The following is a 26225-nucleotide window of genomic DNA, read 5'->3' on the forward strand; positions in this document are numbered from 1 at the left end:
GCCAGCGGCCGGAACCAAGCCTTCGAGTTGGTGAGGCGGTGGGAGAACCGGCCGTGTGAGAGCACCTGCCGACGGCGACATTCGCGCGGCGCTCGGGTCGGTGTGGCGGAAGGCAGTGCGGATGACGAGTGCCATTTGAGCGACTCGCGGTTCGCCAGACATGCTGGAGGTCTCGGCAGAATAGTGTGGTGCCGGCGGCAGGTCAGGCTCTCAGGTCGACGCCGGGGTCGTGGGGTCACCCCGGAACGACGGTGGGCGGCGTTCGACGAAGGCGCGGACGGCCTCGTGGTGGTCGTCGGTCTGGCCGCAGGTGAGGTGGCGGGGGACCTCGCGGGCCATGGCCTCGTCGAGCGAACACGCGCCGGCGTCGAGCAGGTTCTGCTTCATCGACGCGTACGCCTGGCGGGGGCCGGCGGCCAGGCCGGCGGCGATCTCGAACGCGTGGGTCGTGGCGTCCTCGGCGACCTGGTCCAGCACACCCCATTCCAGCGCGGTGTCCGCGTCGATCCGGTCGCCCAGGAGCAGGGCGCGGCGGGCGCGGGCCGGGCCGGCGATCTGGGACAGCAGCCACGTCGTCCCGTAGTCGCCGGACAGGCCGACCTTGGCGAACGCCGTGGCGAACACCGTCGTCGGGCTGCCGACGCGCAGGTCGCAGGCCAGGGCCAGGCCGATGCCGGCGCCGGCGGCCGCGCCGGGGAGGGCGGCGACGGTCGGCTTCGGAAAGGTGTGCAGGGCGCCGGTGGTGGCTCGCTGACTCGCCAGCTGGCGGGCGACCTTGTCCTCGAAGGTCTCCTCGCCGCCGGCGGCGCCGCCGCGTTCGGCGAACGCCTTCACGTCGCCGCCGGCGCAGAACGCCTTCCCGGCGCCGGTCAGCAGCAGCGCCCGCACGGTGTCGTCCCCGGCGAACGCGGTCAGGACCTCGGCCAGGGCGTCGAGCATGGGGCGGGACAGGGCGTTGCGGCGGTCGGGGCGGTTGAGGGTCACCACCCCGACGCCGCGTTCCACCCTGGCCAGCAGATCATCGGTTCCGGTGTTCATCTCGGCTCCTCTCCAGCAGTGCGCCCACCGTCCGGCTCATGACCTCGGTGGCCTGGTCGATGTCCAGACCCAGGTCGTCGCGGCTGCACGTCCACGCCGGCCACGCGGTGGCGACCTGCAGGGCGGTCAGCAGGGTCTCGTCGACGGCCAGTTCGGGGGCGAACACCTCGGCCAGTTCGGCCCGCAGCCGGTCGTTGTGGCGTTCGCGGTTGGCGCGCAGCTGGGGCGAGAACGGCAGCCGCAGCTGCGCCGCCCGTGACGCGCCGGCGATGGACTCCAGCATCCGGGCGCGCTGCCGGCAGAACGACTCCACCCGCTCGTCGAGCGGCAGACCGGGCGGGATCGGCACGTGGCCGGCGTACTGGACCTCCAGGGTCCGCTCCCCGGCCGCCGCGAACAGCTGCTCCAGGTCGCGGAAATGGCTCCACAGCGCGCGAACCGACACCCCGGCGGTCGCGGCGATCCGCGCGGCGGTGGGTTGCGGGTCGCCGCCCAGCATGAGGGTGAGGTGGGCGTCGACGATCGCGCGGCGGGTGCGTTGGGCGCGCAGGGACCGGCCGTCGGGCTTGGTCGTGTCGGTGGTCAGCGCGACCTCCCCCCAACAGAATATGCACAGCGAGTGCAGATAGTAGCAAGGGTAGGGCCGCGCCCGCCGGGGTACCCGGCGCGCATGTTCGTCGACGAGGACCTGCTGATCCCGCTCGGCGACGCGCGCCTGGCCGCCGGGCTCACCCTGCCGCACCGCACCGGCGCGGTGGTGGCGTTCGCCCACGGCAGCGGCAGCAGCCGGCACAGCCCACGCAACCGCTACGTCGCCGCCGTCCTGCACGCCGCCGGCCTGGGCACCGTCCTGCTCGACCTGCTCACCGCCGAGGAGGAGGCCCACGACCTGCGCACCGGCGAGCTGCGGTTCGAGATCCCGCTGCTCGCCGCGCGCCTGACCGCCGCCCTGGACTGGCTCGCCGACCGGCGCGACACCACCGGCCGGCCGGTGGGACTGTTCGGCGCCAGCACCGGCGCGGCCGCCGCACTGGTCACCGCCTCGGTCCGGCCCGGTGCGGTGCGGGCCGTGGTCTCCCGGGGTGGGCGACCCGACCTGGCCGGCGACGCGCTCGACCGGGTCCGGGCCCCGACCCTGCTGGTCGTCGGCGGACGCGACGAGCAGGTCGTGGAGCTGAACACGAACGCCCAGCGGCGGCTCCCGCCGGGCACGACCCTGGAGATCGTGCCCGGCGCGACCCACCTGTTCGAGGAACCGGGGACGCTGGAGCGGGTCGCCGAACTCGCCAGGGACTGGTTCGTCCGGCACACCGCCTAGGACGAGGCCGGCGTCTCCTCCTCGCCGTCGACCGGGGCGGCGAACTGCGCGGCGTAGAGCCGCTGGTAGGCCCCACCCGCCGCGAGCAGCTCCTCGTGCGTTCCCTGCTCGACGATCCGGCCGGACTCCATCACCAGGATCAGGTCCGCGTCGCGGATCGTGGACAGCCGGTGGGCGATCACGAAGCTCGTCCGCGACGAGCGCAACGCCGACATCGCGTGCTGCACCAACGACTCCGTGCGGGTGTCCACCGAACTCGTCGCCTCGTCCAGGATCAGCAGCGACGGGCTCGCCAGGAACGCCCTGGCGATCGTCAGCAGCTGCTTCTCACCCGCGCTGACGTTGGTGCCCTCCTCGTCGATCACCGTGTCGTAGCCCTCGGGCAGCGTGCGCACGAACCGGTCGACATAGGTCGCCTTCGCCGCCTCGACGACCTCGTCGAAGGTCGCGTCCGGCTTGCCGTAGGCGATGTTGTCCCGGATCGTGCCGCCGAACAGCCAGGTGTCCTGCAACACCATGCCGGTCTGCGACCGCAGGTCCTCGCGCCGCAGCCGAGTGATGTCCACGCCGTCGAGGGTGATCCGCCCGGAGTCCAGCTCGTAGAACCGCATGATCAGGTTGACCAGCGTGGTCTTGCCGGCGCCGGTCGGGCCGACGATCGCCACCGTCTGCCCCGGCTCGGCCACCAGCGACAGGTCCTCGATCAGCGGCTGCTCGGGCCGGTAGGCGAACGACACGTTCTCGAACGCGACCCGCCCGCGCCGCTGCGCCGGCAGCTCCGCGTCGGCCGGGTCGGCCGACTGCTCCTGAGCGTCGAGCAGCTCGAACACCCGCTCGGCCGAGGCCACCCCGGACTGCATCAGGTTGGCCATCGACGCCACCTGGGTCAGCGGCTGGGTGAACTGGCGGGAGTACTGGATGAACGCCTGCACCTCACCGAGGCTCATCGAGCCGGAGGTGATCCGCAGGCCGCCGACCACCGCCACCACCACGTAGCTGAGGTTGGACAGGAACATCATCGCCGGCATGATCAACCCGGAGATGAACTGCGCGCCGGAGGAGGACCCGTAGAGCTCCTCGTTGCGCCGGTCGAACTCCTTCTCCGACTCGTCGGAGCGGCCGAACACCTTGACCAGCTGGTGGCCGGTGAAGGCCTCCTCGATGTGCGCGTTGAGCGCGCCGGTCTGCTTCCACTGCGCGATGAACATCTTCTGCGCGCGCTTGCCGATCTGGCCGGTGATCACCACCGACAGCGGGATGATCGCCAGCGCGATCAGCGACAGCAGCGGCGAGATCGTCAGCATCATCACCAGCACGCCGATGACCGTCAGCAGCGAGGTCAGCAGCTGGCTGAGGGTCTGCTGGAGCGTGGTGGAGATGTTGTCGATGTCGTTGGTGACCCGGGAGAGCAGCTCACCGCGCGGCTGGCCGTCGAAGTAGCGCAGCGGCAGCCGGTGCAGCTTGCCCTCGACGTCCTCGCGCAACTTGTAGACCACCCGCTGCACCACGACGTTGAGCACCCGGCCCTGCACCAGCGCGAACAGCGAGGACGCCAGGAACAGACCCAGCACCCAGGCCAGCACCACGCCCAGCGCGCCGAAGTCGATGCCCGCTCCCGGCTCGCCGGCCAGCATCGCCAGCACGCCGTCGAAGATGATGTCGGTGGCGTGGCCGAGGATCTTCGGGCCGGCCACCGCCAGTCCGACGCTCACCACGGCCAGCGCCAGGACCAGGATCAGCGGCGCGCGCTCGGGCCGCAGCCGCGACAGCAGCCGGCGCGCGGACACCCCGAAGTTGTCCGGCTTGCCGATCGGCATGCCGCCGAACGGTCCGCCACCCCCGGCCGGTGGACGGACGGGACGGTTGGTGGTCGACGTGCTCATGCTGCCTGCTCCGGGGTGAGCTGGGACTGGACGATCTCGACGTAGGTCGGGCAGGTCTCCAGGAGCTGGTGGTGGGTGCCGGTACCGACCACCGAACCGTTGTCCAGCACGACGATCTCGTCGGCGTCGATGATGGTCGACACCCGCTGGGCGACCACCACGACCGCCGCGTCGCCGACCCTGGGCCGCAGCGCCGAGCGCAGCGCGGCGTCGGTGGCCAGGTCCAGCGCGGAGAACGCGTCGTCGAACAGGTAGATCTCCGGCGCCCGCACCAGCACCCGCGCGATCGACAGCCGCTGGCGCTGACCGCCGGAGACGTTGGTACCGCCCTGGGCGATCGGCGCCTCCAGGCCGCCGGGCATCTCCTCCACGAACTCGCGTGCCTGGGCGATCTCCAGGGCCTCCCAGAGTTGTTCGTCGGTGGCGTCGGGCTTGCCGTAGCGCAGGTTGCTGGCGACCGTGCCGGTGAACAGGTACCCCTGCTGGGGCACCAGGCCGATCCGCGCGCGCAGCGCCTCCGGCGCGTACCGGCGGACGTCGAGGCCGTCGACCAGCACCTCGCCGCCGGTCACGTCGATCAGCCGGGGCACCAGCGAGAGCAGGGTCGTCTTGCCGGCGCCGGTACTGCCGATGATCGCGGTGGTGCGGCCGGGGCCGGCCCGCAGCGAGATGTCGCGCAGCACCGGTTCGTCGGCGCCCGGATAGCGGAACTCGACCCCGCGCAGCTCCAGCTCGGCGCGCACGGTCGGTTCCGGCGCCGGGTCGGCCGGCGGCACGACCGAGGACTCGGTGTCGAGCACCTCCTTGATCCGCTCGGCGCAGACGGCGGCGCGCGGGATCATCATCGAGATGAACGTCGCCATCATCACGGCCATCAGGATCTGCAGCAGGTAGTTGAGGAACGCGGTCAGCGAGCCGATCTCCATCTCGCCGGTGTTGACCCGCTCGGCGCCGAACCACAGCACCGCGACGCTGGAGGCGTTGAGGATCAGCATCACGGTCGGGAAGATCAGCGCCTGGAGCCGGCCCACGCGCAGCGCGGTGTCGGTGAGCGCGGTGTTGGCGTCGGCGAAGCGGCGGGTCTCGGCGCGCTCGCGGACGAACGCCCGGACCACGCGGATACCGGACAGCTGCTCGCGCAGCACCCGGTTGACGTCGTCGATGCGCTCCTGCATCAGCCGGAACTGGGGCACCATCCTGACCACGATCAGGCCGATGGAGATCAGCAGCGCCGGTACGCAGACCAGCAGCAGCCAGGACAGGCCGACGTCCTCGCGCAGCGCCATGATGATGCCGGCGACACACATGATGGGCGCGACGACGAGCATCGTGCAGACCATCACCACCAGCAGCTGGACCTGCTGGACGTCGTTGGTGGAGCGGGTGATCAGTGTCGGCGGCCCGAACCCGGAGACCTCGCGGGCGGAGAACCGGCCGACCTGCCGGAACACCGCGGCCCGCACGTCCCGGCCGAAGCCCATGGCGGTGCGGGCGCTGAGGAACACGGCCCCGATCGAGCAGAGGATCTGCATCACGGTGACCGCGAGCATCCAGGCGCCGGTGGTGACGATGTAGCCGGTGTCGCCGGTGACGATGCCCTTGTCGATGATGTCGGCGTTGAGGCTGGGCAGGTAGAGCGAGGCGATGGTGCCGATCAGTTGCAGCGCGAGGATGACGATGAGTTCACGCCGGTACGGCCGCAGGTAGGTGCGCAGCAGGCGGTACAGCAAGTGGGCCCCCGGTCAGCGAAGAAACGGTTCGTATCTAACATGGAACAACGTAGACCACCTCAATAAGAGACGCAACGTATCTTAGGAGCAGGGTGCCGGCATCGAAGACCCGCCGCCGCGGTGAACACCTCGAGCGGGCGATCCTGGACGCCACCTGGGCCGAACTGAGCGAGACAGGCTACTCCGGACTGACCATCGAGGCCGTCGCCGCCCGGGCCGCGACCAGCAAGACGGTCATCTACCGGCGGTGGCCGAGCCGCGCGGCGCTGGTCCTTGCCGCGTGGAACCACCAGGCACCGGTCAGCGTGGACGAACCGGACACCGGCTCGCTGCGCACCGACCTGCTCACGCTGTTCGTGACCATCGCCCGGCGGGTGGACACCATGATGAGCGAGATGATCGCCGGGGTCATGGGCGAGGCGTTCCGCCACCCCGAGGTCGCCGAACTGCTCCGCGACCGGCTGCGCGCCGCGCCACTGCACGACCGGGTCCAGCAGATCGTCGACCGCGCCGCACGACGCGGCGAACTGCCGCCGGTCCGGGTACCGGCGCGCGCGCTGCGGATCCCCCTCGACCTGATCCGCACCGAAGCCATGACCTGCGGCGCTCCCCTCACCGACGCCACCATCACCGAACTGGTCGACGACGTCTACCTCCCCATGCTCCACGGCCTGGCCTCCCACCCCGACCGGTGACGGTAGACCTCGACCACGGCCGGGGCGACCCGTTTTGTCTGCGACCGGCCACCCGACCGCGACGTTCGCGGCCAGCGAAAACCGCCGCCGTCAGGTGCAATGGACCGATGGCGACATGGCTGCCGGGTGAGCTGGTCCGCTGGGGCGCACGGACGGTGACCACCACGATGACCGCCGTGGTGCTGGTGCCGCTGTCGGTACCCACCCGGCTGCTCGCCCTGCTGGAGGCCGCCGAGGCGGTCATCGCCCGCGCCGTGGCCCCGCTGCTGGAGTTCGTCGAGGAGTTCAGCGCGCACGAGATGCGGGCGGCGATCGCCGGGGCGAGGACCGTGACTGAGACCACCCCGACAGTTGCGCGGGCGGCGACCGGTCGCTAGCGTGGACGTGTCTACCTCGCGTGGATGCGGGCCCCGCCCCCCACGCCGAGACCTCTCTCGGATCATCTCAGCGCCTTTCCCGACGCGCGTCGATCCGTCCTACCCCTGTGGAGATTTCCCATGTCTACCAACGACACCACTGTCAGCGGCCTGCTCGACGTGGTCGGTGACCGCGCGGCGCTGCGCCTGGAGGGCTACCTGCCCTCCCCCGGCGACCCGACCGTGCCGACGCGACTCGTCCGCCAGGACGGGCTGCGCCGGGGCGACACCGTCACCGGCACCGTCCACCAGGGACGGCTCAGTACCGTCGAGTCGGTCAACGGGCAGCGCCCCGGCCACGCCCGGCCCGCGTTCACCGAGCTGACTCCCTTGTACCCCAACGAAAGGCTCCGGCTGGAAACCGAGCCGCACGCGCTCACGACCCGGGTCATCGACCTGGTCATGCCGATCGGCAAGGGCCAGCGCGCGCTGGTCGTCGCGCCGCCCAAGGCCGGCAAGACCTCCGTCCTCGCGGCCGTCGCGCACGGCATCGCCAAGAACCACCCCGAGTGCCACCTGATGCTGGTGCTCGTCGGCGAACGGCCCGAGGAGGTCACCGACCTCGCCCGCGCCGTGCCCGCCGAGGTCGTCGCGGCCACCTTCGACCAACCGCCACGCGAGCACACCGCCCTGGCCGAACTCGCCATCGAACGCGCCAAACGCCTGGTCGAGCAGGGCCGCGACGTCGTCGTGCTGCTCGACTCGCTCACCCGCCTCGGCCGCGCCTACAACCTGGCCGCCCCCGGCCACGGCCGCATCCTCACCGGCGGCGTCGACTCCACCGCCCTCACCCCGCCCAAGCGCTTCCTCGGCGCCGCCCGCAACATCGACGGCGGCGGCTCGCTGACGATCGTCGCCACCGCCCTGGTGGAGACCGGCTCGGCCGGCGACACGCTGATCTTCGAGGAGTACAAGGGCACCAGCAACGCCGAACTGCGCCTGGACCGGCGCCTGGCCGACCAGCGCAGCTACCCCGCCGTCGACGTCCGCGCCTCCGGCACCCGCAAGGAGGAACTGCTGCTGCACCCGGCCGAACTGGCCGCCACCCGGTCACTGCGCCGGGCCGTCGACAGCCGCGACAGCCGCGGCGCCATCGACCTGCTGCTCACCAGCCTGCGCCGCACCGCCACCAACGCCGAACTGCTCACCGGCCTCGCCAACCGCTGACCCCGGCCGGGCACCCGGGCGTTTAGGCTGGTCAGAACGCTGACCGGGAGGCGCCTTGCTCGAAGCCATCGGACTGACCCCCACCGAGGAGCGGGTGTACCGCGCGGTCCTCACCCTGTTCCACGCCCGCCCCGAGTCGGTCGCGCAGCGACTGGGCATCGCCGAACACACCGCATCCGACGTGCTGAGTTCGTTGCACGCCACCGGACTCGTGCGCCGCGACGCCGGCCAGGGCACCGCCGCCGAGTACGTCCCGGTCGCCCCGGACGTCGCGTTCGGACCGCTGCTGTTACGCGGCCAGGAGTCCCTCGAGTCCGCCCGCAGCGGGGTGTACGCGCTGCTGGAGCAGTACCGGGAGAGCACCCGCCGCCGCGACCCCACCCAGCTCATCGAGGTGATCACCGGCGCGGCCGCCATCCGCCACCAGGTGCGCTACCTGCAACTCGGCGCCCGCGAGGAGCTGCTCTGGTTCTGCCGCGCCGGCCACATCGCCATGCCGTCCTCGGACAACACCGAGGAGTTCGACGCGCTGGCCAGGGGCGTGCGCTACCGGGTGCTCTACGAGACCGCGCTGATCGAGGAACCCGGCATGATCGACAGCGTCGCGGCCGGGGTCCGCGAGGGCGAACAGGCCAGGGCCAGCGCCGCCCTGCCGATCCGGCTGATGATCGCCGACCGGACCGTGGCCCTGTGCCCTCTGGTCCAGCACACCGCCGGCGGCGCCGAACCGACCGCCGCGCTGGTGCACGACTCCAGCCTGCTCGGCGCGCTGGTCGCGCTGTTCGAGTCCTACTGGGAGCGCGGCTCCCCGCTGCTGGTCGACGAGCCGGACGACGAGGACCCCGAACACCTCGCCCCCGAGGAACGGCAGCTGCTGTCGCTGCTGGTCGGCGGAGTCAGCGACAAGGCCGTGGCCACCCAGCTCGGCGTCAGCCAGCGCACCGTGCAGCGGCGCATCTACGAGCTGATGCGCCGAGCCGGCGCGCAGTCCAGGATGCAACTCGCCTGGACCGCGAGCCGGCTCGGCTGGCTCAGCGACTGACTAACGCAGGCCGTAGGCCCGCACGACCGTCTGGTCGATCGCGTTGCCGGCGGTGTCCTGCGCGAGGACCCGCAGGGTGACGAACCCGTTGGTGCGGCTGCGCGGCGGGTGCATGAACGTGGCCGTGTACCGCGAGCCCCACCCGAGGACCCAGACCTTGGTCCAGGTCTCACCGTCGTCGTAGGACACCCAGGCCGAGACCGACCGGGTTCGGGGCCCGTTCAGCCCGTCCTGGTGCCGGGTGGTCAGCCCGATGGTGGTCCAGCTGCCGGCGCGCAGCTGGTTGGCCAGGTCGGCGTCGACCTGGTAGTCCACCTGCGGCAGCGGCAGCAACGCCCCGTCGGCACCGCGCCGGGACTGGAAGGTCCACGCGGTCTCGGTCCGGGTGGCGAACTCCCACTCCGGCGTCGTGCGTGCCGTCGAGAGCTCCAGCCGGTAGGTGGCCGGGTCCGGCGAGGCCGGGAACTGCCGCCAGGCGTCCGGCGCCTCGGTGACCAGCTCACCGTCGCGGTAGAACCGCGCGCTGACCTCGTCCGCGGAGGGATTGCCGATCGTGGAGCTCTCGGCGAAGCCGTAGTGCCCGGCCCCGCTGTCGACGAACTCCGGGATCCGCACCGTCAGGGTGTCATCGGTACGGGTGGAGGTCAGCCCGGCCACGCCGGTCGGGATCGCCGGGCGCACCACCGGGGCGAACCAGCTCTCCCGCACCCGCTCCCCCGGCCGGTAGGTCCTCGCCTCGTGGGTGATCCCGTTCTGCAGCGGGAAGTTGCTGCCCCACGAGTTGAAGTGCCGGACCCGGTGCTGCCACACGGTGTCGTCGGCGGTGATCCACTCCTCGCGCACCGAGGAGTCCACCGAGCGCTGGAACTGGCCGAACGTGGTGGCCTGCCACGGCCGCCAGGCGAACCACTGCTCCTTGAGCTTCGGGGCGCCGCCTGGCTCGTGGTAGGCGCTGGACACGACCGCCGAGGTGCGCCGGTTCACCCGGTGCACGACCTCGTTCGGGATCTCGCCGTTCTCCACCTGCATGACGTCGTACAGGTACGGACTGCTGGGGGTCCCGGTGACCTTCAGCGACACCGGCCCCCGGTCGAGCGCGGCGAGCAGTGCCTGGCCCTCCCCCAACCTGACGTCGGTGACCAGCAGCACCGGCGGGCCGTCGGCCGGCGTCACGTCCGACCGCGTCAGCTCGTCGGGGTAGCGCGTGTCCGGCGACTCCTTGATGATGATGACCATCGCCGCGCCGGCGTCGGCCGCGCGCCGGGCCATCTCGTGCACGTCGTGCCACTCCCCCGGCTTCGGCGGGTCGATCAGCGCGATCGCGTCCCGGAAGTCACCGGCGGCGAACTCCTCCACGGTGCCGTAGCCGGCCGAGACGAGTTCGTGGGTGACCGTGCCGTCCATCAGGGGTGTGTCGCCGGTGCCGTAGCGCGGCAGCACGGTCACCTTCGGCCCGGTCGTCGTGGTGGCGCTGAGCTGCGGTGCCCGCAGGCTCCAGCGGACCCCGAACTCCAGCTCGCCCTCGGCCGGCCGCTTCGCGGGCGTCACCCACACCTCACGGGTGCCGTCCCATTTCTGCACGGTGCTGGTGATGGTCCGCTGGCCGAACTTCCGGTAGGCGTAGTAGCTCAGCGAGCCCTGCTGGGTCGCCGGCTTCGGCGTCTCCACCTTCGCCTGGACGGTCTTCTCGATGTCCAGGACGTAGGTCATGTCCCCGGTGACCTCCAGTTCGGGGTCCATGAAGATGTGCGAGGTCTCGTCATGCTGGGTGCTGACCATGGCGGTGAGGTAGTTGACGCCCTCCGGGACGTCGACGGTCACGCTCTGGCCGTCGTAGATGTACTTGCGCACGTCGTAGCGCGAGTCCTGGCCGTAGACCGACACGTACGGGGTGAACGTGTGGCCGCCGTCGCGGCCGGATGCGCGGATGGTGAGCTTGTGGGTGGGGACGGCCTCGTTCGCGCCGAGCGCGGTGTGCACCACCACGTCACCGGCGGTGGCGGTCAGCCGTCCGCCGTGGACGCCGCCGTCCAGCGCCGCCGGGTCGGCGATCACCGGGACCGTCGCGCTGCCACCGGCCGGAACCTCCACGGTGGACTGTTCGATCCGGACGCCGTCACCGGAGTCGGCACCGCCCAGCGAGCGGACGTCGAGATCCAGGGCGAGGGTCAGGTCCCCGTCGGTCAGGTTGGTGTACTCGACCTCGCCGCTGACCGGGCCGCCGTCCTCGTCGACCTCGCCGAGGTCGAGGGTGCCGGTGGCGTAGACGCCCTGGGAGACCGCGCGGGCGACGTCCACCCGCCCACCGCCGTGCTCGTAGACCGACCGGTCGGCCTGCGCCAGCGACGTGCTGGCCAGCGCGTCCTTGAGCCGCGGGCCGGTCCAGTCCGGGTGGCGCTGGGCGAGGATCGCCGCCGCGCCGGCCACGTGCGGGGCGGCCATCGAGGTACCGGACGCGGCGGTGTACAGGTCGTCGACCGGGGTGCCCATCGACGTGCCGGCCGCGCGGGCGGCCACGATGTCCACGCCCGGCGCGGTGATGTCGGGCTTGACCGCCAGGTCGCTGGTGCGCGGGCCCTTGCTGGAGAACGGCGCCAGCACGTCGTCGCGGTCCACGGCGCCGACGGTCAGCGCGGCGGTGGCGTTGCCCGGCGAGCCGACGGTGCCCAGTCCCTGCTCGCCGTTGTTGCCGGCCGAGACCACGAACAGGGTGCCGGTCCGCTCGGTGAGCGCGTCGACGGCCCGGCTCAGCGGGTCGGTGCCGTCGCCGCTGCCACCGAGGCTCATGTTGACCACGTCGGCGCCGGACTCGGCCGCCCACTCCATGCCGGCCATGACCCACGACTCCTGGCCGAAGCCGTCGTCGCCGAGGACCTTGCCGACCAGGACGTCCGCGCCGGGGGCCACGCCCTTTCGGGCGCCGTCCGAGCCGTCGCCGGTGCCGGCGACCGTGGCCGCGACGTGGGTGCCGTGGCCGAACCGGTCACCGGTGTCCGGGCTGGTGGAGAAGTTCCGCGCCTGGGTGACCACACCGCGCAGGTCGGGGTGCTCGGCGTCGTAGCCGGTGTCGAGCACGGCGACCGTGGTGCCGGTGCCGTCGAAGCCGGCCTCCCAGGCCTGTGGCGCGCCGATCTGGGCGACGCTGCGGTCCAGGCTGGCGCGCACGCGGCGGTCGAGCGCGATGTGGTCGACACCGCCGCCCTGGACCGACTTCCAGAAGGTGGCCGCCTTGGTCCTGTCGGCCTGGACGGCGCGGGCGCCGATGCTGGTGAGGGTGGGGCCGAGGGTCGCGGCGGCCGGGGCCGAGGCGGTCGACAGCTCCGTGCCGTAGGTGAGGATCAGCGGCAGCGTGCGCCGCTGCTCGTCGGTGTAGCCCTGGGCGATCAGTTCGTCCACGTTGAACAGTGCCGGGTCGAGCCGGCCGTCGACGACCTGGGTCATGACGTCGCTCGGGATCACCGAGAGCGCGCCGTCGACCTCCTCCTGGAGGAAGGTGACCGACTCCCGGCCGGGTCCCGGCGTGACGGTGGCGGCGCGACGGCCGCCGGGAAGCTGTTCGAGGAGCACGACGTCCCCGGTGACCAGGGTGATCGTGTGGTGGACGGTCTCTGGGCGGGGCGGGGTGTCGCCCGGTTCGGGCGCTGCCGAGGCCACCTGCGTGCCGGTCAGGGTCAGGGCACCGCACACGGCCATGACGAGAACACGGGATCTCCATTGCATGGCCATCAGGTTCCTGGGGCCACCCGCCGGCTGTCAGCAACCGGCGCTGTCCAACTTACGACGTGTCGTACTTTGGACAGCGCCGATCACCGCCGTATCACGCGGTCGGGACCACGACCTTCCAGACCGGACCTCGGTCGTTGCCGACCACCCGCAGCCGCTGTTTCTGGCAGGCCTGGACGGACGGATCGTTCACCCCGCAGCCGATCAGCGCCGGGTCGACCACGACGATGTCGAACGCGCGCCCGGTGTCGGGGTTGAAGTCCCACGGCTGGCCGCCCGCCGGGCAGCGGCCGGTGTCGTCGTACTGGTGGCCCAGCGCCCCGGAGTTGATCACCAGGCCGCCGGTCGCCGCGTCGAACACCCACACGTACAGGTCACGCCGTTCGACCGTGCAGTTGTTGATCTCCACGCGGGAGATGCCGCTGGCCGGCGGGTCGATCGGCGGCGGGTCGGTCGGCGGCGTCGGCTTGCTGGCCGCCAGGTAGAACCGCACCGGGTCGGCGCTGTTGTCCCGGACGTAGGTCAGCAGGTCGGCGCGGCCGTCGCCGTCACCGTCGCCGGTGGCGCCGAAGTGGCCGGGAATGGAGGTCGACCAGCTGAACGGGGTGGCGTTGGTGAACTGCTGGCCGTCGGACAGGGCCACCAGCAGTTCCCAGGTCCCTTCCCAGGGAACCTGTTTCAACACCATGATGTCGCTGCGGCCGTCGCCGTCGAAATCGGCGACCGAGCAGATCTCGTTGTCGATGCAGAAGAATCCGTGGCCGGTGCGGGCCGCCTCGAATCCGGTGCCGGTCGAGCGGGACCACAGCACGTTGCCCTTCTGACCATCCGGTGAGGACGGTTTGAACGCGACCAGGTCGTCGCGGCCGTCACCGTCGACGTCACCGACGTGGCAACGTTCGGTGACGATGCAGAAGTAGTTGTGCCGCACGGCGTTCTCGCCGAAGGAGCGGCCGGTGGACCGGGAGATCCAGACCAGCCCGGTGTTCGGGGTGAACGCGACCAGGTCGGCCCGGCCGTCACCGTCGACGTCACCGACCCGGCAGACCTGCTCGGTGACACAGAACCCGTCGTTCCACACGCCCTGGTCGGCGAACCCCGTCCCGGTGGACAGTCCCACCCGGACGTTGGCCGACCCGGAGGTGGTGCCGGTGCCCCAGGAGTAGCTGACCAGGTCGTCGCGACCGTCGCCGTCGACGTCGGCGGTCTGGCAGATCGGGCCGCAGAACCCGGACAGCCACTGTTGCGGGGTGGCGAACTGGAATCCCAGGGAGAGCCCGACGAACACGTCGCCGCCCGCGACGGGGGCGATCAGGTCGTCCCGGCCGTCGCCGTCGACGTCACCGAACAGCGGCGTGCCGACATGGCCCGGTTTGTCCCAGATCTGCCAGGTGTCCGGCGGTTGGAGGACCTCGTAGGCGGCCTGGCGTACCGCCGTCGTGCCGTCCACATCGGACTCCGCGGTGGTGACCAGGCCGAGCGTCGTGACCACCGCACAGGCGGCCAGGAACGTAATCCAGGGTCGGAGGAAGAATTTTCTCACCATGGACAGCACTCCAATATCCGGGCATTTCCCGTGATGTGAGGCATTCCCGCGGAACCGGCGCCGCGAGACCACAACCCTATCGGGGACGACCGGAAAACCGGATTACTCATCAGAGTGAATTTCCGCCGATTATTCAGGGACGGAGGCTCCACACCTCGGGGTCGGCGCCGATCGACGACTGCACGACGGCGCTGCCCGGCGTGGCACCGTTGGGCACCGCGAACAACACGCACAACGCGACCGTGCCGGACACCTCGCCCTCGCCCAGCGTGTCAACGCACTCGTTGGTACGCACCGTGATGCCCGGGTCGATCGGCGCCCCGCGCTCGTCGAGCAACGCGGCCGACACGCCCAGCAGCGAGCTGGCCGGCGCCGGCTCGTCGAGCCGCACCGCGATCCGCAGGATCATCGCCCGGCTGCCACCGAGGATGACCGCCGTCTCCTCGTTGAGGTACTCCGACGTGTCCTCGACCAGGCCGGCCACCGCGATCTCACCGGTGAGCTGGTCGGTGTGCAGCGCCACCGCACCGCCGCGCGGACGCGCCCCGCCCGGCACGGCCGGGCCGGCCCCGGCGGTGTCCCGCCCGGTCACCGCGATCCGCGCGCCGCGCGTCCTGGTGTCGTCGCTCAGGCTCTGCTGGGGGCGGCTGTTGGAGTGGTAGGCGATGGCCACCTCGGCGATCGGGGTGACGTCGGGGACCGCGAACAGGGCGCAGCGCGCCAGGTCCGCGCCGGCCTTCACCGGCTCGGTCGCCTCCCGAGGGCAGTCCTGCGGCAGGGTCGCCGACCCGCTGTTGACCGGGCCCTTGAAGCTGTCCAGCGGGCTGATCATCAGCCCCCGGTCGTCGACCAGGTAGACCTGGTCGGCCAGGTCCGGCTCACCGGGCACCGCGACGACGGTGTGCACGGTGTAGCGCACCAGGGCCCAGTGGTGGCCGTCGTCGATCTCGTTGCCCAGCTCGGCGAGCGCGCTCTGCGCCTGGTCGCCGTCCTCGAACGCGTCCAGTCGCCAGCGCACCGCCTTGTCCTGGTACATGTAGTCCACGAACTCGCCCTGCTCCACGCGCGCCAGCACGTCGGTCGAGCCGCCGGCCACCGCCACCGGGTCACCGGCCGTGGCCGCCGGCAGCACCAGCCTCGGCCCGCCGGGCAGCGACCGCGCCGAGCCGGCGATCGGCGTGCTGCCGATCCCCCGGGTGTCGATCAGCGCCGCCACCCCGAGCACCGCCGCCGCGATGACCACCACCGCCGCGACCGCCGCCCACGACCTGAGCTGACGCGGCCTGGCCGGTGCCGGCGCCGCCAACTCGGCCGCCGGGATCCGGACCGGGCCGGTCACGTCGGGTTCGCGCGGGCCACCGGCCTGCGGGCGCAGCGCCACCGCCGCACCCAGCGCGACCACGGCCTCTGGCTGGTCGTCGAGCCGGACCGGCACGCCCGACCACGACCCGAGCAGCTGGGCCAGCAGCGGCACCCGGCTGGAGCCGCCGACCAGCTGCACGGCGGTGAGGTCGCGCGGGGTCAGCCCGGCCGAGCGCACCGTGGCGTCCAGCAGCTCCACCGCGCGGCTCAGGTCGGGGCGCGCGAGTTCCTCGAACTCGGCGCGGGTGAGCAGCGTGTCCGGCAGCTCACCGGGCAGCGGCACGTCGGCCTGCGGGTGGGTGGACAGCGTCTCCTTGGCCGTGCGCACGCCGTCGCGGAAGCGGGCCAGGTCGGTCAGCGCGGCCGGCTCGGCCTGGCCCAGTCGCGCGCCCAGCAACGCCGCCAGCTCCGGGCGGTCACCGGCGAGGTGGTCCACGACCCGCTGGTCGAGGTCGTCGCCGCCCAGGTCGGGCAGCCCGGCGCAGGCGACGACGGACAGGCCGGTCGGCTCGCGACGCACCAGGGCCGCGTCGCAGGTGCCGCCGCCGACGTCGAGCACCGCCAGCACGGCACCGGTCGGCAGGTCGTGGCGGCCGGCGAACCAGGCCGCGGCGGCGACCGGCTCGGCCATCATGCTCACCCGGGGCACCAGCCCCTGGGCGGCGGTCAGCAGCTCGCCGAGCTTGGTGGGGCCCCAGTCCGCCGGGTGGGTGAGCACCAGGTGCGACACGACGGCGTCCACGGCGGTGACCGCCTCGGCGATCGCCCGCACCAGCATCGTGCGCACCAGCGCCGAGGCCGGCACGACCGCGTCGCCCAGCAGCACCTCGTCCTCGCCGACGCGGGCCTTGGGCCGGCGTTCCAGCCGCGCCGGCTCGTCGCGGCCCAGCCGCAGCGCGTCCTCGCCGACCACCCCACGCCCGTCGCGGTCCCAGAAGACCGACGAGGGGAACCACGGCTGCCCGTCGACGGCCACCTGCCGCACCGGAATGCCCGGCCCGGCGACCGCGACCACGGTGTGCGACGTGCCGAAGTCCACCACCGCGGTGACCTGATCCACCGCCACCTCCACCTTCGAGTGTCGGTAGCACCCAAGCACAGATCCCGGGCGCCAGCGGGGGTTTCGCCGGAATCCGGTGTGCGGTCGACGGTCACACCGGGCGGCCCGCGCGGGTCAGTGCGGTGACATCATCCCGGCGGGAAAGGACGTGTCCGGTGGACGAGCACGAGTGGATGACGGCCCGGTTCGAGGAGCACCGGCCCCGGCTGCGGGCGGTGGCGCTGCGGGTGCTTGGTTCGCCGGTCGAGGCCGACGACGCGGTGCAGGAGGCGTGGCTGCGGCTGCACCGCACCGACACCGCCGAGGTCGACAACCTGGGCGGCTGGCTGACCACGGTGGTGGCGCGGGTGGCGCTGAACATGGTGCGCGCCCGCCGCGAGCAGCCGTGGGAGGACATCGAGGCCGGCGCCGAGACCGGCGCCGGGGCCCCTGACCCGGAGGGCCAGGCGGTGCTGGCCGAGTCGGTCGGCCTCGCGTTGCAGGTCGTGCTGGACACGCTCGGCCCGGCCGAGCGGCTGGCGTTCGTGCTGCACGACCTGTTCGGGGTGCCGTTCGAGGAGATCGCGCCGATCGTGGACCGGACCCCGGCGGCGGCCAGGAAGCTGGCCAGCCGCGCGCGCCGCCGGGTGCGCGGCGCCACCTCGTCCGGCGACCAGGACCTGGCCCGCCGCCGGGAGGTGGTGGCGGCGTTCCTGACCGCCGCGCGCGGCGGCGACCTGGACACACTGTTGGCCCTGCTCGCCCCGGACGCCGTGCTGCGCACCGACGCGGCGGCCACGCGGTTCGGCGCGACCGCCGCGTCCGGTGCCCGGGAGGTGGCCGCCGGGTTCCTCGGCCGCGCGCAGGGCGCCCGGCTGGCGCTGGTCGACGGTCTGCCGGGGCTGATGTGGACCAGGGGCGGCACGACCCGCGTGGTGTTCGGCTTCACCGTCGCCGACGGCCGGATCACCGCCATCGACATGCTGGCCGACCCCGACCACCTTGCCCGCATCGCCCTCCAGCCGCTGGCGCGGTGAGCTACGCGTTCACCGCGTCGCGGCGTGGCCGCAGCACGTCCCGCCAGTCGGCCGGCCAGTTCGCCAGCGCCATGACGGTGGTCACCACCAGGTAGGACGGTGCGGAGATGCTCTCCGAGATCGGGTCGTGGTTGACGATGTGGGTCGTGGTGGCGCCGGTGAGCACGAACACCAGCGCGGTGGCGCCGGCGAACCGGGTCCGCCGGTCGGGGATGACCAACAGGATCGCGGCGATGCCCTCGATCGTCCCGACCACGAACCGGAACCACGACGGGTAGCCCCAGTCGGCGAACTTCACCGAGTACGGCGGCCCGAAGAAGGTCTCTCCCGGCAGGTACTTGGTCACCGCGCCGACCATGAACGCGGCGGCGACGACGAGGTAGACGGCGGTCTTCAGTCGTCGCGGCCACGCACGCGCCGCCGTGCCGGTCATCGGGCGTGTCGTCCTGCTCGTTGTCACTCTGGTTGTCATGGCCGAATGACCCGCGAGGGTGCCCTGATGTGACCGGCCGGCGCTCAGTGGTGGTCGGGCGCGGCGTACACGCAGCCCTCGACGTCGGCGGGCACGGTGTGCGCGCCGGGGTCGTCGACCGGTTCGCACCACAGGTAGCGCAGGCCGAGGCGCTCGACGCCCAGCGGGCCGGCGGTCACGGCGAACCCGTTGCCGAAGGCCCAGTCCGGGTTGTCGGTCAGCTCGCCGGCGGCCAGGCCCGCCGCCCAGAACTCCTGGAGCGCGCGCTGCCGGCCGGGGGCGAACAGCACCAGGCCCAGCCGGTCGTAGGGCGCGATCCCGCAGGTGGCCCACTCGGCGACGAACGGTTCGTACCAGCGGACGCGGACCGGGCCGAGGTAGTCGGCGAGGTCGGCGGCGGTGGCCGGGGCGAGGTCGGCGCACTCGCCGGTGGTGTCGGCGACCCAGGCCGACAGCTCGTCCATCGAGGTCACCGCACGGCCCAGCGCCGGGGTTCCGGTGCCGTCCTGCGGTTCGTGGTGGTGCGCGGTGGCCGACTGTTCCGGCGGCTGGGCCCGCTGTTCGGCCGGTGGTTGCGCCGGTGGTTGCGCCGGTGGTTCGGCGCAGGCGGTGAGGACGAGCAGGGCGGTGGTCAGGACGGTGAGTGCCGTGCGCCGCATCCGCTCCTCCTCGATCGAATTTGGGAGCGCTCCCAGAATAAGCCGGGTGTCAACGGCGCTGTTGCCGTTCCGGCAACGGACTTTGCCAACCCCGCTCCCCCGGGTTCACAGTGGCCGCATGGACCAACAGTTCTGGGACGACATGTACCTCGGCCAGACGCGACTGTGGAGCGGCCGGCCCAACGGCGTCCTGGTCACCGAGGCGACCGACCTGGCCCCCGGCCGCGCGCTGGACGTCGGCTGCGGCGAGGGCGCCGACGCGCTCTGGCTGGCCGGGCGCGGCTGGACGGTCACCGGCATCGACATCTCCCAGGTCGCGCTCGACCGCGCCACCGAGGCCGCCACCGAGGCCGGGCTCGCCGACCGGGTGCGTTTCGCGCACGCCGACCTGGACACCAACCCGCCGCCGGCCGGCGCGTTCGACCTGGTCACCCTCCAGTACTTCGCGATCCCGCACCAGCCGCCCGCCGCGCTGGCGGGCCTGCTGGCCGCCGTCGCCCCCGGCGGCACGCTGCTCGTCGGCGGCCACGACCTCACCGGCCACGAGCACATGGGCAACGGCCACTTCGACCTCAAGGACTTCTACAACCACGACGAGCTGCTCGCCGCCCTGGACGACTCATGGACGATCCTCACCGCCGAGATCCGGCCGAGGGTCGCGCCCGCGCCGCCGGGCACCGAGCACGTCAACGACACCGTGCTGGTGGCCCGCCGGTAGATTCCCGGCTCGTGTTCAGCGAGTCCGACCTGCGCCGCGCCGGCGGGGTGTACGCCGCCCTGCCCGAGTACGCCCGCCGGCTGCGCCTGGTCGGTGAACGACCGGGCCAGGCGCCGGCCGACCTGGCGCTGACCGCCTACGAGTACCAGCTGTTCTCCCAGAACGGCGAGGACGGCGTGCTGGCCGAGATCCTGCGCCGGGTCGGGGTGGGCGGCCGGTGGTTCGTCGAGTTCGGCGTCGAGTCCGGGCGCGAGGGCAACTGCGTGGCGCTGGCCGACATCGGCGGCTGGCACGGCCTGTTCATGGAGGCCGACGGCGCCGCCAACCACCTGCTGCACCAGAAGTACCGCTGGCACGACCGGGTCACCACGCTGCACGCCACCGTCACCCCCGAGCGGGTCGGCGAGCTGTTCGCCCTCGGCGGCGTCCCGCCCGAGCCCGACGTCGTCTCCATCGACATCGACGGCGGCGACTACTGGGTCTGGCGCGCGCTGACCGGCTACCGGCCGAGGGTCGTGGTGATCGAGTACAACGCGGCGCTGCCGCCGCACGAACGGCTCGTCCAGCCACCGGAGGCCGGCCCGTGGTCGGGCACCGAGTACTTCGGCGCCTCCCTGGGCGCGCTGAGCGCCCTGGGTGAGGAGAAGGGCTACCGGCTGGTCCACTGTGAACTGGCCGGCGCCAACGCGTTCTTCGTCCGCACCGACCTCGCCGGCCCGTTCCCGCCGCCCCACCAGGTCCAGCGCCGCGGCCCCAACTACTTCCTGACCTCCTACGGCCACCCCGCCGACGACACCGGCCGCGAGTACGTCACGCCCGAGCAGGAAGGCCCACCGCATGTCGTTCAGTGACGAGGAGATCGCCTACCTGCGCTCCCAGCCCCTCGCCCGGCTCGCGACCGTCGGTGGCGACGGGCAGCCGGACGTGGTGCCGGTGGCGTTCGAGTTCGACGGCACGGGGTTCTGGATCGGCGGCGGCCCGACCGTGGTCGACACCCGCAAGTTCCAGAACCTGGCCGCCGGGCACGACGAGGTCGCGCTGGTGGTCGACGACCTGGTCTCCCTCCAGCCGTTCGTGGCGCGCGGTGTCCGCGTCTACGGCCGGGCCGGGCGGCCGGTGGAGCGGGTCGGGATGGTCGGCCCCGGGGTGTTCACCCGGATCACGCCGACGGTGTCGTGGAGCTGGAACCTCGCCGGCGAACCGGTCGGCGAGCAGTGGTACCCGTCGACCCGCACGGTGCACTAGTCGGTGTCCTTGCGGGCGCGGCTGGGGGCGACCCGGGGCGGTTCGTTGGGCATCTTCGGGTAGACCGGTGGCCACGGCGCGTCCATCAGGCCGGCTGCCATGTCGCGTTCGTGCAGTTCCAGCAGGGGGTCCAGGGACTGGGGGGTCATCGCCGCCCACGGGTCGCCGTCGCGGGCGACGCGGGGCGGCACGGTGGCGACCGTCAGGTCGGGCGGCTCGACGTCGGAAAGCTCGTCCCAGGTGAACGGGGCGGAGACCTGGCCGTGCGGGTTGGCGCGCACCGACCAGGCGCCGAACACCGTGCGGTGCGGCGCGTTCTGGTTGAAGTCCACGAACACCCGCTCGCCGCGTTCCTCCTTCCACCAGGACGCGGTCAGCAGGTCGGGGCGGCGGCGTTCCAGCTCGCGGGCCATCGCCACCGACGCGGCCCGCACGGTGTAGCCGTCCCAGCGGGGTTCCAGCCGCACGTAGACGTGCAGGCCGCGGTTGCCGGTGGTCTTCGGGAAGCAGGCGATGCCCAGCTCGGCGAGCAGCGCGCGGACCTCGGCGGCGGCCTCGCGGATCATCGGGAAGCCCACGCCGGGCGCCGGGTCGAGGTCGACGCGCAGCTCGTCGGCGTGGTCGGGGTCGGCGGCGGTGTTGGGCCAGACGTGGAACCCGAGGCAGCCCATGTTGACCGCCCAGAGCACGTGGGCGAGGTCGACGGCCACCAGCGCCGAGGACGTCGTGCCGTTCGGGGTCTCGACGGTCGCGGTGGTCAGCCACGGGTCGGCCTTGGTCGCGGCCACCCGCTTCTGGAAGAACGACGACCCGCCGACGCCGTTGGGGAAGCGCTGCAACATCACCGGTCGCCCGCCCATCGCCGCCATCAGCGGGTCGGCGACCGCGAGGTAGTAGCGGGCGAGGTCGAGCTTGGTCTCGCCACGTTCGGGGAAGAACACCTTGCCGGGACTGGTGATCCGCACGTCGTGCCCGGCCACCGCGAGCACCTCGACATCATCGTTCCTGGCCACCGGACGACCGTACGTCACCGGGGGTCAACTCGGGGCGAACCCGGTGCACCCTGGGTCGCAGCCGCGCGCCGAAGGTCAGCACCGTGGTCTCCGCCTCGACCTCGACCACCAGCGCCGGGACCACCGGCTGGTAGGCGGCGCCGGGGTGTCCGAGCGCCGTGCCGGGCAGGCGGCGCGGCTCGCCGGTGGGCGACACCAGTGGGGCGACGGTGTCCCGCAGGGCCGGTGTGAGCGGCAGCGACAGGCCGATGACCCGCAGCTCGCCGGACTCCCGCGGCCGGGCGAGGACCACCGCCTCCGGGCGGGTCACCGGCCCGGCGACCCCGACGACCACCGCGTCCACCACGACCAGCTGCCGGGTCTTGCGCCAGTCCCCGGTGCGCCCGGCGCGGTAGGGGCGGCCGGCGTCCTTGGTGACCACGCCCTCGATGCCGACCTCGGCCAGCTCGGGGCGCATCCAGGCCAGCGCCTCGTCCCGGTCGGCGGTGGCCGGCACCAGCTGCACCGGCGGGGACACCCCGGCCAGCCGGGACACCAGCCGGTCGCGACGGGCGGTGTAGGGCAGCGGGCGCAGGTCCCGGTCGTCCTCGGCGAGCAGGTCGAAGGCGACGTAGTAGATGTCGATGCCGGCGGCGGCGCGGGCGCGGGGCGAGGAGGTCAACGCACCGAAGTCCAGCCGTCCGGCGCGCAGCGCCACCAGTTCGCCGTCCAGCACCAGATCACCGAGGTCCCGGACGGCGGCGACGACCTCGGGGAACCGTCCGGCGAGGTCGTTGTCGCGGCGGGACCAGACGATCCCGGCGGCGGTGAACACCGCGGCGCGCCAGCCGTCGAACTTGGGCTCGTAGCGCCAGCGCGGGTCCGGACCGGGGACGGTGCGTTCGTCCCGGGCCGTCGCCAACGCCACCGGCGGTGTCAGCACCCCTGCGACCCTACCGTCCACACAGGTCAGATGCTGTCCTCAGTGGACGTCACCGTAGGGTGACCGCCATGGCAAGCAGGATCACCGAACTCGTCATCGACTGCGTCGATCCGCAACGCCTTGGCGACTTCTGGTGCGAAGTCCTCGGCTACGCGGAGATGGGCTGGGAGGACGGCGCGCTGGTGGTCGGCCCGCCGGTCGCGGGCAGTCCGCTGCCGGCGCTGGTCCTGAGCCCGAGCGAGGACCCGCGTCGCGGCAAGCTGCCGCTGCACCTGGACGTGAACCCCACCGACCGTGACCAGGACGCGGAGCTGGAGCGGCTGCTGGCCGCCGGCGCGCGCCCCGTCGACGTCGGTCAGACCGGCGATGAGCCGTGGCACGTGCTGGCGGATCCGGAGGGCAACGAGTTCTGCCTGCTGCGCACACGGGTCGAACCGGTCTAAGTTACTGGTCGGTACGACCCGCCGACGGAGGAGACCCCGATGCCGACCCTGACCCGCGACGCCGACGTGTTCGTCCTCGACCTCGGCGAGAGCGAGAACCGGTTCCACCCGGACTGGCTGGCCGAGATCGGCCAAGCCCTCGACGAGGTCGAACAGGCCACCCCGCGCGCGCTGGTCACCACGGCCACCGGCAAGTTCTACTCCAACGGCCTGGACCTCGACTGGCTCGGCGGCCACGGCGACCAGCTGGCCGACTACGTCGGCGAGGTCCAGGCCCTGCTGGCCAGGATGCTGACCTTCCCCGCCCCCACCGTCGCCGCCATCGGCGGCCACGCCTTCGCCGCCGGCGCCATGCTCGCCCTGGCCCACGACTTCCGCGTCATGCGCGCCGACCGGGGCTACTTCTGCCTGCCGGAGGTGGACATCAACATCCCGTTCACCCCCGGCATGTCCGCGCTGATCCAGGCCAAGCTCACGCCATCGGCCGCCGTCGAGGCGATGACCACCGGGCGCCGCTACGGCGGACTGGACGCCGCGGCCGCCGGCCTGGTCGACGCCGCCGTCGACCAGGCCGAGGTGCTGCCCACCGCGCTCGACCGGGTCCGGCCGCTGGCCGGCAAGACCCCGGCCACCCTGGGCGCCATCAAGACCGGCATGTTCCCCGGTCCGCTGGCCGAACTGCGCCGGCCGGTCAGCCTGCTGGGCTGACCGTCGAGCGGCCCAGCGGCTCGCCGTCCCGGCCCAACGCCTCGACCGCCACGAACGCCGCGTCCGGCGGCACCGCCAGCGCCGTCTCGAACCCGGTCCTTGGTCGCGGCGGCCCCTCGGTCAGCCGGTCGCGGGACGGCCCGGACAGCACCCGCCAGCGCGACACCTCGGTCGCGCCGTTCCACGAGGCGTGCGCGGTCCCGTCGCCGACCACGACGGCCGGCGGCTCGTCCGGGGTGCCCGTCCAGTCGGCCAGCAGCGCGCGGTAGGAGAACGTGGCCTGCGGCAGCTTCGCGTGCAGCAGGACCTGGCCCCGCGGCGAGAACGCGGTGAACGCCGGCCGGGAGCCCCAGCCGACGACGCTGGTGCCGCTGGGCAGCAGCTGGTGGTTGGCCTGGCTGCCGCTCGGCACGCCGTCCGGGTTGTCGAAGGCGTTCACCAGGTCCACCGTCCCGGCCCGCTCGTCGACTTCCAGGGTCAGCGCGCGGGACACCACGTCCTCGTTGGAGTCCAGGTTGGACGCGTTGTCCAGCAGGGTGATCCGGCCGTCGGACTGCCAACGCGCGTCGTGCTGCCAGTGGAACTCCACCCCCTTGCCGAGGGTGAGGTCACTGTTGGTGCCGCCCATCCGCCAGACCACCGCGCCGGTCTCCCGGTCGATCCGGTAGATCGCGCTGGTGTGCCGCGCCGACACCAGCAGGTCACCGTCGGGGGACTCGTCGACGGAGTTGGCGTGGAAGTAGTCGAACGCCTCGCCCGGCTTGTCCGGCGGCGCCGCCACCGACTCCTCCAGGCCGACGTGATCGATGCTGTTCCACTGGAACAGCACCTTCCCCGTCTCGATGTCGACCTCCTGGACGACGCCCTCCCGCACCGCCGGGTTGCCCCGCACCGTCGGGTAGGCCAGCAGGTAGGCGGTGCCCCGGTCGGTGATCGTCAGGTCGTGGAAGTCGGCGTGGTAGCCGTTGCCGGCCCGCACGGTGGCGATCTCCCGGTAGGACGAGTCCAGCAGCACGTACTCGCCGTTGCCCCAGCCGCGTTCGGGGGACGACCCGCGCCAGTAGGTCAGCACCGGCTGGCCACGGTAGGTCTGCACGGCCAGGTCGTTGGGGAAGGTGCCGTCGTCGTCGAACCGCTTGGTCCACACCAGCTCACCGGCCCGGTCGACCACCATGGCGTACGCCTGGGTCTCACCCGGTTCACGGTCTCCTAATCGGGTCATCAGGAAGACGTAGCCCGGGTCGAGCCCCGCCACCGCGGTCTCCACCGCGACCTTCGGTGGCTCCAGGTCCGGCCGGCTGGCCATGGAGTACGTACTCCCCGCGGCCGGCGCCGCCCGGGCCTGGCCCGGGTCGGTCGCCGCCTCGGTCCCGGCACAACCACCGAGGACGAGCGTCAGGATCAACAGGACTGTCCGTGGCCGCCGCATCCTCCACCCCTATCACGACCGCCGGGCGCTGGCCGACCCTCGAAGGTCGGGAAAACCGGATGCGGGTGGACATGATCACCATTAGGGTCCGGCGCCCATGAGCCACCCACGAGTTCGTCCCGACTTCGCCGCCGACGAGCGGACCCAGCTCCTCGGCTGGTTGCAGATGCAGCGCGCGGTCATCCACTGGAAGTGCGCCGACCTGTCCGACGAGGACGCCCACCGGCCGGTCCTGCCCGGATCACCGCTGATGACCATGGCCGGCCTGGTCTCCCACCTGCGCTGGACCGAGCACTGCTGGTTCGAGGTGATCTACCTCAACCGCCCGTCCACCGACAACCCGCAGTTCCGCGAGGACGAGGACGACATCGACTGGCAGCCCACCGGCCGTCCGCTGGGCGAACTGGTCGCCGAGTACGAGCGGCAGTGCGCGGTCTCCGACGAGATCATCGCCGCCCACGGGCTCGACGACACCGGCCACCACCCCGACCTGCGCGCCGGGCAGGCCACCCTGCGCTGGGTGCTGCTGCACATGATCGAGGAAACCGCCCGCCACGCGGGCCACGCCGACACCGTCCGCGAACTGCTCGACGGGACCACCGGGTACTTCTGACCTGCAC

At 72.5% G+C, this 26225-nt stretch carries 24 protein-coding genes; 12 read left to right on the top strand and 12 right to left on the bottom strand.

The features are described from left to right. Positions 1-210: 210 nt before the first annotated feature. The gene (locus tag BLA60_RS17420; protein WP_075133938.1) at positions 211-1038 is read right to left on the bottom strand and encodes an enoyl-CoA hydratase-related protein; all 828 of its coding nucleotides are present in this window, start codon (positions 1036-1038) and stop codon (positions 211-213) included. Further along, the gene (locus BLA60_RS17425) at positions 1019-1780 is read right to left on the bottom strand and encodes a TetR/AcrR family transcriptional regulator (RefSeq protein WP_245812026.1); all 762 of its coding nucleotides are present in this window, start codon (positions 1778-1780) and stop codon (positions 1019-1021) included. Before BLA60_RS17425 ends, BLA60_RS17420 begins: the two co-directional genes overlap by 20 nt. On the opposite strand from BLA60_RS17425, the gene BLA60_RS17430 reads away from it, so the two are divergent. After that, the gene (locus BLA60_RS17430; protein WP_075133939.1) at positions 1709-2356 is read left to right on the top strand and encodes a dienelactone hydrolase family protein; all 648 of its coding nucleotides are present in this window, start codon (positions 1709-1711) and stop codon (positions 2354-2356) included. The genes BLA60_RS17425 and BLA60_RS17430 overlap by 72 nt on opposite strands. On the opposite strand, the gene BLA60_RS17435 is transcribed toward BLA60_RS17430, so the two are convergent. After that, on the bottom strand, positions 2353-4239 hold the full coding sequence (locus BLA60_RS17435) for an ABC transporter ATP-binding protein (protein WP_075133940.1): 1887 nt from the start codon (positions 4237-4239) through the stop codon (positions 2353-2355). The two genes, BLA60_RS17430 and BLA60_RS17435, sit on opposite strands and share 4 nt — an antisense overlap. Then, the gene (locus tag BLA60_RS17440) at positions 4236-5969 is read right to left on the bottom strand and encodes an ABC transporter ATP-binding protein (RefSeq protein WP_075133941.1); all 1734 of its coding nucleotides are present in this window, start codon (positions 5967-5969) and stop codon (positions 4236-4238) included. Before BLA60_RS17440 ends, BLA60_RS17435 begins: the two co-directional genes overlap by 4 nt. A gap of 92 nt (positions 5970-6061) precedes the next feature. Here BLA60_RS17440 and BLA60_RS17445 point away from each other — a divergent pair, with 92 nt between their 5' ends. From BLA60_RS17445 to BLA60_RS17460, 4 genes are all read left to right on the top strand, one after another. Beyond that, positions 6062-6664, top strand: a complete 603-nt coding sequence (locus BLA60_RS17445) for a TetR/AcrR family transcriptional regulator (RefSeq protein WP_075133942.1) — start codon at positions 6062-6064, stop codon at positions 6662-6664. A gap of 107 nt (positions 6665-6771) precedes the next feature. Then, a complete protein-coding gene (locus BLA60_RS17450) occupies positions 6772-7041 on the top strand; it encodes a hypothetical protein (protein ID WP_075133943.1) in 270 nt (89 codons plus the stop codon). 120 nt (positions 7042-7161) lie between these two features. After that, positions 7162-8247, top strand: a complete 1086-nt coding sequence (locus tag BLA60_RS17455; RefSeq protein WP_075133944.1) for a transcription termination factor Rho, short form — start codon at positions 7162-7164, stop codon at positions 8245-8247. Positions 8248-8302: 55 nt separating this feature from the next. After that, on the top strand, positions 8303-9289 hold the full coding sequence (locus tag BLA60_RS17460; protein WP_075133945.1) for a helix-turn-helix domain-containing protein: 987 nt from the start codon (positions 8303-8305) through the stop codon (positions 9287-9289). Here the strand turns inward: BLA60_RS17460 and BLA60_RS17465 are convergent, their stop codons facing one another. From BLA60_RS17465 to BLA60_RS17475, 3 genes are all read right to left on the bottom strand, one after another. Continuing rightward, complete coding sequence (locus tag BLA60_RS17465; RefSeq protein WP_075134028.1) at positions 9290-13009, bottom strand: S8 family serine peptidase; 3720 nt, start codon at positions 13007-13009, stop codon at positions 9290-9292. A 97-nt stretch (positions 13010-13106) separates the two neighbouring features. Beyond that, positions 13107-14558 (bottom strand): FG-GAP repeat domain-containing protein, encoded by a 1452-nt coding sequence (locus BLA60_RS17470; protein WP_154814416.1) that lies wholly within the window; start codon positions 14556-14558, stop codon positions 13107-13109. A gap of 133 nt (positions 14559-14691) precedes the next feature. Beyond that, complete coding sequence (locus BLA60_RS17475) at positions 14692-16980, bottom strand: Hsp70 family protein (RefSeq protein WP_154814417.1); 2289 nt, start codon at positions 16978-16980, stop codon at positions 14692-14694. Between the two features lie 155 nt (positions 16981-17135). Between BLA60_RS17475 and BLA60_RS17480 the strand changes: the two genes are divergently transcribed. Then, positions 17136-17996 (top strand): sigma-70 family RNA polymerase sigma factor, encoded by an 861-nt coding sequence (locus BLA60_RS17480; RefSeq protein WP_075133948.1) that lies wholly within the window; start codon positions 17136-17138, stop codon positions 17994-17996. A gap of 1 nt (position 17997) precedes the next feature. Here BLA60_RS17480 and BLA60_RS17485 read toward each other — a convergent pair whose 3' ends face one another. Next, a complete protein-coding gene (locus BLA60_RS17485) occupies positions 17998-18429 on the bottom strand; it encodes a DoxX family protein (protein WP_075133949.1) in 432 nt (143 codons plus the stop codon). Between the two features lie 83 nt (positions 18430-18512). Further along, the gene (locus BLA60_RS17490) at positions 18513-19127 is read right to left on the bottom strand and encodes a hypothetical protein (RefSeq protein ID WP_075133950.1); all 615 of its coding nucleotides are present in this window, start codon (positions 19125-19127) and stop codon (positions 18513-18515) included. Positions 19128-19245: 118 nt separating this feature from the next. On the opposite strand from BLA60_RS17490, the gene BLA60_RS17495 reads away from it, so the two are divergent. The 3 genes from BLA60_RS17495 to BLA60_RS17505 are packed head-to-tail and all read left to right on the top strand — an operon-like array spanning position 19246 to position 21090. Beyond that, positions 19246-19845, top strand: coding sequence for an SAM-dependent methyltransferase (locus BLA60_RS17495; protein WP_075133951.1), 600 nt, complete (start codon positions 19246-19248; stop codon positions 19843-19845). 11 nt (positions 19846-19856) lie between these two features. Further along, complete coding sequence (locus BLA60_RS17500) at positions 19857-20696, top strand: hypothetical protein (protein WP_075133952.1); 840 nt, start codon at positions 19857-19859, stop codon at positions 20694-20696. Beyond that, positions 20683-21090, top strand: a complete 408-nt coding sequence (locus BLA60_RS17505; protein WP_075133953.1) for a PPOX class F420-dependent oxidoreductase — start codon at positions 20683-20685, stop codon at positions 21088-21090. The genes BLA60_RS17500 and BLA60_RS17505 overlap by 14 nt, the downstream gene beginning before the upstream one ends. Here BLA60_RS17505 and ligD read toward each other — a convergent pair. Together ligD and BLA60_RS17515 are read right to left on the bottom strand one after the other, a co-directional pair. Further along, positions 21087-22103, bottom strand: a complete 1017-nt coding sequence (gene ligD, locus BLA60_RS17510; RefSeq protein WP_075133954.1) for a non-homologous end-joining DNA ligase — start codon at positions 22101-22103, stop codon at positions 21087-21089. The genes BLA60_RS17505 and ligD overlap by 4 nt on opposite strands. Next, positions 22087-23025, bottom strand: coding sequence for an ATP-dependent DNA ligase (locus tag BLA60_RS17515; RefSeq protein WP_075133955.1), 939 nt, complete (start codon positions 23023-23025; stop codon positions 22087-22089). The genes ligD and BLA60_RS17515 overlap by 17 nt, the downstream gene beginning before the upstream one ends. A 68-nt stretch (positions 23026-23093) precedes the next feature. Here BLA60_RS17515 and BLA60_RS17520 point away from each other — a divergent pair, with 68 nt between their 5' ends. Both BLA60_RS17520 and BLA60_RS17525 read left to right on the top strand, forming a co-directional pair. Further along, complete coding sequence (locus BLA60_RS17520; protein ID WP_075134029.1) at positions 23094-23468, top strand: VOC family protein; 375 nt, start codon at positions 23094-23096, stop codon at positions 23466-23468. Positions 23469-23507: 39 nt separating this feature from the next. Beyond that, positions 23508-24176, top strand: coding sequence for an enoyl-CoA hydratase-related protein (locus tag BLA60_RS17525; protein WP_075133956.1), 669 nt, complete (start codon positions 23508-23510; stop codon positions 24174-24176). On the opposite strand, the gene BLA60_RS17530 is transcribed toward BLA60_RS17525, so the two are convergent. Next, positions 24160-25605 carry an arylsulfotransferase family protein gene (locus BLA60_RS17530; protein ID WP_075133957.1) on the bottom strand — a complete coding sequence of 482 codons (1446 nt, stop codon included), beginning with the start codon at positions 25603-25605 and terminating at the stop codon, positions 24160-24162. The genes BLA60_RS17525 and BLA60_RS17530 overlap by 17 nt on opposite strands. A gap of 97 nt (positions 25606-25702) precedes the next feature. On the opposite strand from BLA60_RS17530, the gene BLA60_RS17535 reads away from it, so the two are divergent. Further along, positions 25703-26218 (top strand): DinB family protein, encoded by a 516-nt coding sequence (locus tag BLA60_RS17535; protein ID WP_075133958.1) that lies wholly within the window; start codon positions 25703-25705, stop codon positions 26216-26218. The last annotated feature ends 7 nt before the right edge of the window (positions 26219-26225 follow it).

Origin of the sequence: Actinophytocola xinjiangensis (assembly GCF_001921215.1) — a bacterium.
Taxonomy (GTDB): domain Bacteria; phylum Actinomycetota; class Actinomycetes; order Mycobacteriales; family Pseudonocardiaceae; genus Actinophytocola; species Actinophytocola xinjiangensis.

Coding starts and splice junctions, on each gene's coding strand:
- BLA60_RS17435 (WP_075133940.1), bottom strand. CDS start 4,239: ATGAGCACGTCGACCACCAACCGTCCCGTCCGTCCACCGGCCGGGGGT.
- BLA60_RS17420 (WP_075133938.1), bottom strand. CDS start 1,038: ATGAACACCGGAACCGATGATCTGCTGGCCAGGGTGGAACGCGGCGTC.
- BLA60_RS17505 (WP_075133953.1), top strand. CDS start 20,683: ATGTCGTTCAGTGACGAGGAGATCGCCTACCTGCGCTCCCAGCCCCTC.
- BLA60_RS17495 (WP_075133951.1), top strand. CDS start 19,246: ATGGACCAACAGTTCTGGGACGACATGTACCTCGGCCAGACGCGACTG.
- BLA60_RS17535 (WP_075133958.1), top strand. CDS start 25,703: ATGAGCCACCCACGAGTTCGTCCCGACTTCGCCGCCGACGAGCGGACC.
- BLA60_RS17470 (WP_154814416.1), bottom strand. CDS start 14,558: ATGGTGAGAAAATTCTTCCTCCGACCCTGGATTACGTTCCTGGCCGCC.
- BLA60_RS17490 (WP_075133950.1), bottom strand. CDS start 19,127: ATGCGGCGCACGGCACTCACCGTCCTGACCACCGCCCTGCTCGTCCTC.
- BLA60_RS17430 (WP_075133939.1), top strand. CDS start 1,709: ATGTTCGTCGACGAGGACCTGCTGATCCCGCTCGGCGACGCGCGCCTG.
- BLA60_RS17465 (WP_075134028.1), bottom strand. CDS start 13,009: ATGCAATGGAGATCCCGTGTTCTCGTCATGGCCGTGTGCGGTGCCCTG.
- BLA60_RS17525 (WP_075133956.1), top strand. CDS start 23,508: ATGCCGACCCTGACCCGCGACGCCGACGTGTTCGTCCTCGACCTCGGC.
- BLA60_RS17485 (WP_075133949.1), bottom strand. CDS start 18,429: ATGACCGGCACGGCGGCGCGTGCGTGGCCGCGACGACTGAAGACCGCC.
- BLA60_RS17530 (WP_075133957.1), bottom strand. CDS start 25,605: ATGCGGCGGCCACGGACAGTCCTGTTGATCCTGACGCTCGTCCTCGGT.
- BLA60_RS17450 (WP_075133943.1), top strand. CDS start 6,772: ATGGCGACATGGCTGCCGGGTGAGCTGGTCCGCTGGGGCGCACGGACG.
- BLA60_RS17520 (WP_075134029.1), top strand. CDS start 23,094: ATGGCAAGCAGGATCACCGAACTCGTCATCGACTGCGTCGATCCGCAA.
- BLA60_RS17455 (WP_075133944.1), top strand. CDS start 7,162: ATGTCTACCAACGACACCACTGTCAGCGGCCTGCTCGACGTGGTCGGT.